Genomic DNA, 9,938 nt, shown 5'->3' on the forward strand with positions numbered 1-9,938 from the left:
GTCGGGTCGGCTGGCGGCTCCTGGGTGCCGCCCATTGATCGCGGGAGGACCGCACGCTGGGTGCCGCCCCGGTCCGCCGGGGGCGGGGCGCCCGGGGGGGGGGGCGCCCGGCCTCGGGCGGAGCGGCGGGCCGAACGCGCGGTCAGGACCGGGTGGCGGGCCGCGCGGCGGCGGCAAGCCGCTGCAGCACGCTGCCGGGGGTGCGGGCCGAGGCCGGCGCCTCCACCGACCCGGACACCACACGGAGCCGTCCGGCGGTCATGCCGTCCTTAGATTCGCGGCGGGGGTGGATCGCAAGGGGGCACGAGCGGGCCGGACGGATTGGCCTGCGGCGACGCCGCAGCGGCCCCGCCCCTTCCGGCCGCCGCTCCGGTGCCGGGGTGTCAGCCCGCCACCGGGGCGAGGGCGTCGGCCGCCTGCTCGCGGCGGACCAGGTCGGCGAGCCGGCCGTCCGGGCGGGCGGCCAGGTCGGAGAAGCGGCCGCGTTCGGCGACCCGGCCGCCGTCCAGCACCAGCACCTCGTCGACGGTGGTGTCGTCGAGCCCGGCCAGCCGGTGGGTGATCAGCAGGGTGGTGCGCCCGGCGGTGGCGGCGAGCAGGTCGGCGGTGAGCGCGTCGGCGGTGGGCAGGTCGAGGTGCTCGGCGGGCTCGTCCAGGACGAGGACGGGGAAGTGGGCGCGCTGGGCCCTGGCGAGCGCGCGCCGCTGCCGCTGGCCGCCGGAGAGCCGGGCGCCGTGCTCGCCGACCATGGTGTCCAGGCCGTCGGGCAGGGTGTCGACCCAGTCGAGCAGGCGGGCCGCGGCGAGTGCCGCGCGCAGCTCCCGCTCCTCGGCGGCGGGCCGGGCGAGGCGGAGGTTCTCGCGCAGCGAGCTGTCGAAGACGTGGGCGTCCTGCGCGCACAGGCCGATCACCCGGCGGACGTCGTCGCCGGCCAGGGTGCGGGTGTCGACGGCACCGGGCCCGAGGGCGACGGTGCCGGCCCGCTGGTCGAGGAAGCGCAGCAGCACCTGGGCGAGGGTGGTCTTGCCGGAGCCGGACGGGCCGACCACGGCGATCCGGCGGCCGGGTGCGAGGTCCAGGTCGACGCCGGTCAGCGCGTCACCGTCCTGCCCCGGCCAGCGGGCGGTCAGACCGCGGACGGACACCGGCAGGACGGCCGCGGGCAGCGCGCCGGGCTCGGCCGGCTCGGTGACCGGTTCGGGTGCGGTGAGCACCTCGTCCAGCCGGGCGCGGGCGGCGCGGCTGCGCTCGCGGAAGCCCACCGCGGTCGGCATCCCGGCGACCGCCTCGAACGCGGCGAGCGGAGTGAGCACCACCACGGCGAGGCAGACCCCGGGCAGCGCACCGGTGGCGACGCCGTGCACGCCGGCCGCGGCGGCGAGCACCACGGTGGCGCCGGTGACCAGCGCGGTGAGTCCGGCGCCGAGGGCGCTGCCGGCGGCCGACCGGGCGGCGAGCGCGGTGAGCCGGGCGTCGGCCGCCCGGGCCGCGGCGAGGCGGCCGGGCAGGGCGCCGGCGACGGTGAGTTCGGCCGTCCCGGTGAGGGTGTCGACGACGGCGGTGCCGAGTGCGCCGCGGGCGGCGGCGAGCCGCCGGTCGGCGCGGCCGGCGATCCGGACGGCGAGGGCGGGGACGGCGGCCCCGGCGATCAGCAGGCCGATCGCGAGGACCGCGCCGGCCGCGGGCAGCAGGGCGGCGAGGGCGGCCGCGGAGCCCGCCGAGACCAGCACGGCGACCGCGGCGGGCAGCCGCCAGCGCAGGTGGTGGTCCTGGACGGCGTCGACGTCCGCGACCAGCCGGGCGAGCAGGTCGCCGCGGCGGAACGCGGGGAGCCCGGCCGGGGCGAGCCGCTCCAGTCGGCGGTACACCGAGGTCCGGACGCCGGCCAGCGCCTTGAGCACGGCGTCGTGCGAGACCAGGCGCTCGGCGTAGCGGAAGACCGAGCGGCCGATGCCGAAGGCGCGCACCGAGGTGACGGCGACCATCAGGTAGAGCACCGGGGGCATCTGGGAGGCGCGGGAGATCAGCCAGCCGGAGGTGCCGAGCAGGGCGACCGCGCAGCCGAGGGCGAGGGCGCCGAGCAGGACGGCGGCGGCCAGCCGGGGCCGGGTGGGCGGTGCGGTGTCCGGCTCGTCGTCGTCGCCGGCGGGCCGGGGGCCGACCGCGCCGCCGGTGCGGGCGGCGGGCACCGCGGCGGCCTCGGCGGCGGGCGGCGCGGCGGGCCCGGCCAGGTGGTGGCGGTGGTCGGCGGCGGCGAGCAGGGCGGGCCGGTGGGCCACCACCAGGACGGTGCGCCGGCCGTGCAGGGCCCGGACCGCCTCGACCACGGCCTCCTCGCTGGCGCCGTCGAGGTGGGCGGTGGGCTCGTCGAGCAGCACCAGCGGGCGGTCGGTGAGCAGCGCGCGGGCGAGGGCGAGTCGCTGGCGCTGGCCGGCGGACAGGCCCGCGCCGCCCTCGCCGAGCGGGAGGGCGAGGTCGGCGGCGAAGTCGAGGGCGTGGGCGGCGGCGAGCGCCGCGCGGACCTCCTCGTCGGTGGCGTCCGGCCGCGCCAGCCGGACGTTGTCGGCGACGGTGCCGGCGAACAGGTACGGCTGCTGGGGGACCCAGGCGATCTGCTGCCGCCAGGCGTCCGGGTCGAGCTCGGCGAGGTCGTGGCCGCCGACCCGGACGGTGCCGGCGTCCGGGGCGGTCAGCCCGAGCAGGACGGCCAGCAGGGTGGACTTGCCGGCGCCGCTGGGCCCGGTGAGGGCGGTGGTGGTGCCGGGCCGCAGGGTGAGCACGGCGTCGTCCAGCGCGGGCCGGGGGCGGCCGGGGTGGGTGACGGTGACGTGGTCGACCACGATCTCGGCCTCGCCGAGCGGCGGGACGGGGCGGGTGCCGGCGGCGGGCAGCGGGGTCTCCAGCACCTCGAAGACCTGACCGGCGGCGGCCAGTCCCTCGGCACTGGAGTGGTAGAGCGCGCCGACCTGGCGGATCGGCAGGTAGACCTCGGGGGCGAGGACCAGGACGAGCAGCCCCGTCCGCAGGTCGAGGCTGCCGTCGACCAGCCGGAAGCCGACCGAGACGGCGACCAGGGCGACCGACAGGGTGGAGAGGAGCTCCAGCGCGAAGGAGGAGACGAAGGCGATCCGCAGGGTGCGCATGGTGGCGCGGCGGTGGTCGTCGGTGATCCGGGCGATGGTGCGGGCCTGCGCCCGGGCGCGGCCGAAGACCTTGAGCGTGGGAAGGCCGGCCACCACGTCCAGGAAGTGGTGGGAGAGCCGGGCGAGGTGCCGCCACTGGCGGTCCATCCGGGACTGGGTGGCGAGCCCGATCAGCACCATGAACAGCGGGATCAGCGGCAGGGTGGCGGCGATCACCGCGGCCGAGGACCAGTCGGCGCCGAGGATCCGCGCCAGCACCACCGCCGGGACGACCACGGCGAGGGCGAGCTGGGGGAGGTAGCGGGCGAAGTAGTCGTCGAGGGCGTCCACGCCGCGGGTGGCGAGGGCGGTGAGCTCGCCGGTGCGGCGGCCGGCGAGGTGGCCGGGGCCGAGCGCGGTGGCGTGCTCCAGCAGCCGTCCGCGCAGGGTGAGCTTGACCCGCGCGACCGAGCGGTGCGCGGCGAGTTCGGTCAGCCAGGCGACCGCCGCCCGCCCGGCCGCGGTGGCGGCCAGGGCGAGCAGCGGGCCGGTGAGGTGGTACGCGTGCTGCTGGAACGCGCGGACCACGATCTCGGCGATCAGGCCGGCCTGCAGGACAGTCAGGACGGCCCCGGCGCCGCCGAGCAGGACGGTGCCGGCGAGGAAGGCGCGGGTGGCGGCGGCGTACCGCAGCAGCCTGGGGTCGACGGGCTTCATCAGTGCTGCACGGCCGCGGGGATGTGCTGGACGCCGATTCGCTTGCGGAACACCCAGTACGTCCAGCCCTGGTAGAGCAGGACGATCGGGGTAAAGATCGCGGCGACGACCGTCATCACCTTGAGGGTGTAGGGCGAGGACGAGGCGTTGGTGACGGTCAGACTCCAGGCGGGGTTCAGCGTCGACGGCATGACGTCGGGGAAGAGCGCGAGGAAGAGCATCGCGGTGGCCGCGGCCACGGTCGCGCCGGAGAGCGCGAACGCCCAGCCCTCGCGGCCCAGCCGGTTGGCCGCCAGGGAGCCCGCCAGGGCGAGCACGGTGACGACCAGGGCGGCCAGGCTCCAGCCGTTGCCGGAGTGCACCTGGGTCCAGATCAGGAAGGCGGCGGCGAGCACGGCGGTGGCGAGGCCGAACAGCAGCGCCTGGCCGCGGGCCCTGGCCCGGATGTCGCCGACCGTCTTGAGCGCGGCGAAGACGGCCCCGTGGAAGGTGAACAGCACCAGGGTGGTCAGGCCGCCCAGCAGGGCGTACGGGCTGAGCAGGTCCCAGAAGGTGCCGGCGTAGTTCTTCTGCGCGTCGATGTCGACGCCGTGGACGATGTTGGCGAAGGCGACGCCCCAGAGGAACGCCGGGAGCAGCGACGTCCAGAAGATGGCCCGCTCCCAGTTGCGCTGCCAGCGCTCGTCGGTGCGCTTGGCCCGGTACTCGAAGGCGACGCCGCGGACGATCAGGCAGACCAGGATGACCAGCAGCGGGATGTAGAAGCCGCTGAAGAGCGTGGCGTACCAGTCGGGGAAGGCGGCGAAGGTGGCGCCGCCCGCGGTGAGCAGCCAGACCTCGTTGCCGTCCCAGACCGGGCCGATGGTGTTGATCAGGACGCGGCGCTCGGTGGTGTCGCGGGCGAGCAGCCTGGTCAGGATGCCGATGCCGAAGTCGAAGCCCTCGAGGAAGAAGTAGCCCGTCCACAGGACGGCGATGAGGATGAACCAGAGGTCGTGGAGGTGCATGCCGTTTCCGTCCTCAGTAGGCGAAGGCGAGGGGCTTGTCGGCGTCGTCGCCCGAGGAGGGGCCGCGCAGCGTCGGGTCCTGGGAGGGCGGCTGCTCGGAGGTGTCGGGCCCGGGCTTGGCGTACTTGACCAGGAGCTTGACCTCGATCACCGCGAGGATCGCGTAGAGCGCGGTGAGGGTGATCAGGCCGCCGGTCTGCATGCCGACGCTGACGCTGGGGGAGGAGGCGTTCGCCGTCTTCATGAGGCCGAAGACCACCCAGGGCTGGCGGCCCATCTCGGTGAAGATCCAGCCGAAGCTGTTGGCGATCAGCGGGAACCCCATGGTGAGGATGCCGATCCGCCAGCTCCACCGGGTGAAGAAGGTGGACATCTCCCGGTGCTTGGTCAGCATCAGGCGGGGCGGCTCGTCGTCGGCGGTGCGGTACTCCTCGGCGAGCCAGAACCTGCGCCGGGTCGTCCAGAGGCCGATCAGCGCGGCGACGAACGAGCTCATCCCGAAGCCGATCATGAGGCGGAAGCCCCAGTAGGTGACGAAGATGTTGGGGATGTAGTCCTTCGGCTGCCCGCCGTACTTGGCGGCCTCGGCGTCGGCGGTGTCGTTGATGCCGGGGACGGCGGAGCTGAAGTCGCCCTTGGCGAGGAAGGACAGTATCCCGGGGATCTCCAGTTCGACGTCGTTGTGGCCCTTGTTGACGTCGCCGACCGCGAAGATCGAGAACGGGGCGGGCGCCTGGGTGTCCCAGAGCGCCTCGGCGGCGGCCATCTTCATCGGCTGCTGCTCGAACATGACCTTGGCCAGGCTGTCGCCGCTGACCGCGGTGCCGAGGCCGGCCACCACGGCCATGGCCAGGCCGACCCGGAGCGAGGTGCGCATCGCGGCGGTCTTGCGCCGGTCGCCCTCCTTGCCGCGCTTGGCCCGCCACAGGTGGTACGAGGAGATCCCGACCACGAACGCTGCGCCGGTGAGGAAGGCGGCGGTCAGCGTGTGGAAGACCTGGACGAGGGTGGTGTTCTGGAACAGCACCCGGGCGATGTCCGTGAGCTGGGCCTTGCCGGTGGCCGGGTCGACCCGGTAGCCGACCGGGTGCTGCATCCAGGAGTTGGCGGCCAGGATGAAGTACGCGGAGAGCGCGGTGCCGATCGCGACCATCCAGATGCAGGCGCAGTGGATCTTCTTCGGCAGGCGGTCCCAGCCGAAGATCCACAGGCCGATGAAGGTCGACTCGAAGAAGAAGGCGATCAGCGCCTCCATGGCCAGCGGCGCCCCGAAGACGTCGCCGACGAAGCGCGAGTAGTCGGACCAGTTCATGCCGAACTGGAACTCCTGGACGATGCCGGTGACCACGCCCATCGCGATGTTGATCAGGAAGAGCTTCCCCCAGAACTTCGTGGCGTGGAAGTACTTCTCCTTGCCGGTGCGCACCCAGGCGGTCTCCAGACCGGCGACGGTGGCGGCCAGACTGATCGTCAACGGGACGAAGAGGAAGTGGTAGACGGTCGTGATGCCGAACTGCCATCGCGCGACCGTCTCGTGTGCGACTGCAAGGTCCACTGCACGCGCTCCTACGAATCGCTACCTAGCGGGACAAAGGGTGTGTAGCACGCATCCGCACCGATCCATGCCAAGCTTGCCCGCTTGTGAAAGTGAACACGTTCACAAGCTGAGTATGCACCACCCCTACATCGGCCGATGCGGCGGGGTGTGGATTGTGCGGATGTGATGTGGATCGGATGATCCGATGGATCAGTGCCGGCCCACAATCGCCCGGTGGACCGGAACACTGGACGGCCCGGCACTTGACAAACGGCGGCGGTCAGATCTGCCGGGGAAGCTGCACCCGGAAGGCGGCGCCCTCGCCGGGCTCGGTGTCCAGCGTCAGCGTGCCGCCGTGGGCGTGCACCAGGGCCGAGGCGATGGCCAGGCCGAGCCCGGCTCCCCCGCCGTCCCGGCGGCTGCGCGACGCGTCCACCCGGTAGAACCGCTCGAAGACCTGGGCGGCCTGATCGTCCGTCAGCCCCGGACCGCGGTCGGCCACCTCCAGCAGGCAGCGCCCGTCCACCGAGCCCACGCCGATCCGCACCGCCGTCCCGGACGGGGTGTGCTTGACCGCGTTGCCGACCAGGTTGGTGACCACCTGCCGGAGCCGAGCCTCGTCGCCCAGCACCGGCGCGGCCTGGGGCGCGCCGCTGCCGTCCGGTCCGGTCAGTGAGACGGGACGTCCGGGATCGAGCGCGGTGAGGTCGTGCAGGGCGTCCGCCGCCAGGGTGCGCAGGTCCATCGGCGCCAGGTCCAGCGGACGCTCCTCGTCCAGCCGGGCCAGCATCAGCAGATCCTCGACCAGGCCGCCCATCCGGACGGCCTCCGACTCGATCCGGTCCATCGCCCGGTCGACGTCGCCGAGCGCGCCCATCCGGTGCAGCTCGGCGAAGCCTCGGATGCCCGCCAGCGGGGTCCGCAGCTCGTGCGAGGCGTCCGCGACGAACCGCCGCATCCGCGCCTCCGACTCGGCCCGGGCGGCGAAGGCGGCCTCGATCTGGGCCAGCATCCCGTTCAGCGCCGCCGAGAGCCGGCCGACCTCGGTGCCCGGGGCCAGCTCCGGCATCCGGTGCGAGAGCTCGCCTGAGGCGATCCGGGCCGCGCCCTTCTCGATCCGGCGCAGCGGGGTGAGGCCGGCCCGGACGGCGAAGAAGCCGAGGACGGCGATCAGCACCAGCACCACGCCGCCGATCACCAGGAAGGCCGTGCGCAGCCGGTGCCCGGTGGCCTCGACGTCCTCCAGCGAGACCGCCACCAGCACGTAGGCCGGCGCCGGGCCGGCGGAGGCCGCACGGGCGGCCGTGCCGCCGCTCTGGTCCACCGGGAGCACCAGGACGCGCCAGCTGCTGCCGCCGCCGTGCTCGTCGGGCACCTCGAACGGCTGCTTGAGGTGGGAGGTCAGGGTGCGGACGGTCAGCCCGCCGAGGTCGGGCGTCGGGTCGGAGTCGGACATCGGCTGCCGCAGCGCCTGCTGCACCGTGCCGTCGGCCGCCAGGTACTGCACCACGTACTGGCTGGGCAGGAACTGGTTGATCCGCCGGCCGCCGCCCTGGCCGCCCCCGGCGCCCTGGCCCTCCGCGGTCGACCCCTGGGCCTGGCCCTGGGCCTGATTCTGGGCCTGGTTCTGGGCCTGGTTCTGGCCCGGGGCGAAGCGGCCGGGCACCCGGCGGGCGAGCGGTTCGCCGAACCGGGCCAGCTGCTGGTCGGTCCGGTCCACCAGCTGCGCCTCCACCGTGCCGATGACCAGGGCGTCGCTGACCACCAGACCCGTGGCGACCAGCAGCACCGCGAGCACGAGCAGCCGCAGTCGCAGCGACAGCCGGGCCACCGTCAGCCCTGCGCCGGGCGGCGCAGCGCGTAGCCGATGCCGCGGACGGTGTGGATCAGCTTGGGCCCGTGGGCGGCGGGGCCGGAGTCGAGCTTGCGGCGCAGGTAGGAGATGTAGGACTCGACGATGGAGAGGTCCCCGCCGAAGTCGTACGCCCACACGTGGTCGAGGATCTGCGCCTTGGAGACCACCCGGCCGACGTTGGCCATCAGGTAGTGCAGCAGCTTGAACTCGGTGGGGGAGAGCGAGACCGCACGACCGGCCCGGGTCACCTCGTGCGCCACCGGGTCGAGGGTGAGGTCGGCGATGATCAGGCGGCCGTCCTCGGCGGGCCCGCCGGCCCGGCGGAGGATCGCCCGGATCCGGGCGATCAGCTCCTCCAGGCTGAACGGCTTGGTCACGTAGTCGTCGGCGCCCAGCGCCAGGCCCTGCACCTTGTCCCCGGTGCCGTCCTTGGCGGTGAGCAGCAGCACCGGGACGTGCTCGCCGCCGGCCGGCCACTGGGTCTGGTCGCGCAGCCGCTCGACCACGGTGAAGCCGTCCAGGTCCGGCAGCATCACGTCGAGCACCACGAGGTCGGGCCGCTCGGTGGCGACCGCGGCCAGGGCCTCCTCGCCGGTGGCGGCGGAGGCGACCCGGAAGCCGGAGAAGCGCAGGCTGGCGGAGAGGAGCTCGCGGATGTTCGGCTCGTCGTCGACGACCAGCAGGAACGCCTCACCGGGGGCGGCCGCCCCGCCTACGGTCTGTACTGTCCCTGACACGTGCCTTATGCCTCCCGGTCCGGACGAATCATCTCATCGGACGATAGCCCGGGAGGCTATGCGGGGTTGATGAAAGTTGGATGAATCACCCTACCCGGCGGCGACCGGCTGTGCAGCGGCAGCGGCGGTCGCGGCGGCTCCGCGGGCCCGCGCGCGCTTCGCGTACAGCACCGTCCAGGCGATCAGGGCGGCCGTGACGCCGTAGGAGAGCACCGCGTTCAGGGTGACCATCGTGCCGGTGGCCAGGACGTACGAGAGGCCGACCCGGGCGGCCGCCTCGGCGAGGTAGCCGACGCCCCAGCCGAGGGTGAGGTTGCGCTGCACCCGGCGGAAGCCCTCGTACTGCCACAGGCCGTTCCACCGGTCGAGGCCCTCGGGCGTGCCGTCGGTGCCGAACTTGCGGCCGAAGTAGAACATCAGCGGCCGCGGCGCGGCCAGCGAGGCGAGGCAGACCACCCCGAACAGGCCGGTGACGAGCGAGTCCTTCACCAGCAGCAGCCGCGCCGAGTGCGGGCCCACCAGGGTGACCGCGACGGTCAGCCCGAGGAAGAGCAGCGTGAAGGCGGCGAACTCGTCGATCCGGCGGTGCCAGGCGAGGTAGACGGCGATGTCCACCAGCGGCCACACCCCGGAGATCAGCAGCGCGGTGAACTCCGCGCAGCCGCGGTCGCTGAGCGCGTTGTAGGTCAGGATCGGCGCGACGATGTTCAGGCCGATGGTCAGCACCCAGCCGAGCGCGGTGGCGCCGCCGCCCGAGCGGGCAGGCTGATTCTGCGACACGGTTCCCCCCGTTGTCCTTGTCCGATGTCGACGGGGGACGATAGCTGATCTTGAGTCAGAACCGCCATGGGCAGGGGCCGGAGGGGGGCGGCCCCCCAAACGGCCCCGCGTACCCGCAAACCCGGGTCAACCGATTGTAAAGGGGGCGGCCCCCCCCCCCCCCCCCCCCCCCCCCCCCCCCCC

General features: G+C 74.1%; 6 protein-coding genes. All 6 read right to left on the reverse strand.

The window, feature by feature from the left end; translation table 11 throughout:
- Positions 1-383: 383 nt before the first annotated feature.
- On the reverse strand, positions 384-3,839 hold the full coding sequence (gene cydD, locus ACFV0G_RS10985; protein ID WP_380545121.1) for a thiol reductant ABC exporter subunit CydD: 3,456 nt from the start codon (positions 3,837-3,839) through the stop codon (positions 384-386).
- Positions 3,839-4,846, reverse strand: coding sequence for a cytochrome d ubiquinol oxidase subunit II (gene cydB / locus ACFV0G_RS10990; protein WP_380545123.1), 1,008 nt, complete (start codon positions 4,844-4,846; stop codon positions 3,839-3,841). Before cydB ends, cydD begins: the two co-directional genes overlap by 1 nt.
- Positions 4,847-4,859: 13 nt before the next feature.
- A complete protein-coding gene (locus ACFV0G_RS10995) occupies positions 4,860-6,401 on the reverse strand; it encodes a cytochrome ubiquinol oxidase subunit I (protein ID WP_380545125.1) in 1,542 nt (513 codons plus the stop codon).
- Positions 6,402-6,663: 262 nt separating this feature from the next.
- Positions 6,664-8,214 carry a sensor histidine kinase gene (locus ACFV0G_RS11000; protein ID WP_380545127.1) on the reverse strand — a complete coding sequence of 517 codons (1,551 nt, stop codon included), beginning with the start codon at positions 8,212-8,214 and terminating at the stop codon, positions 6,664-6,666.
- Positions 8,215-8,216: 2 nt separating this feature from the next.
- The gene (locus ACFV0G_RS11005; protein WP_380545129.1) at positions 8,217-8,975 is read right to left on the reverse strand and encodes a response regulator transcription factor; all 759 of its coding nucleotides are present in this window, start codon (positions 8,973-8,975) and stop codon (positions 8,217-8,219) included.
- Between the two features lie 90 nt (positions 8,976-9,065).
- Entirely contained in the window at positions 9,066-9,755 is a 690-nt protein-coding gene (locus ACFV0G_RS11010; RefSeq protein ID WP_380545131.1) for a VC0807 family protein, read from the reverse strand.
- Positions 9,756-9,938: the final 183 nt, after the last annotated feature.

It is taken from the genome of Kitasatospora sp. NPDC059571, assembly GCF_042735675.1.
In the GTDB taxonomy this organism is placed as follows: Bacteria; Actinomycetota; Actinomycetes; order Streptomycetales; family Streptomycetaceae; genus Kitasatospora.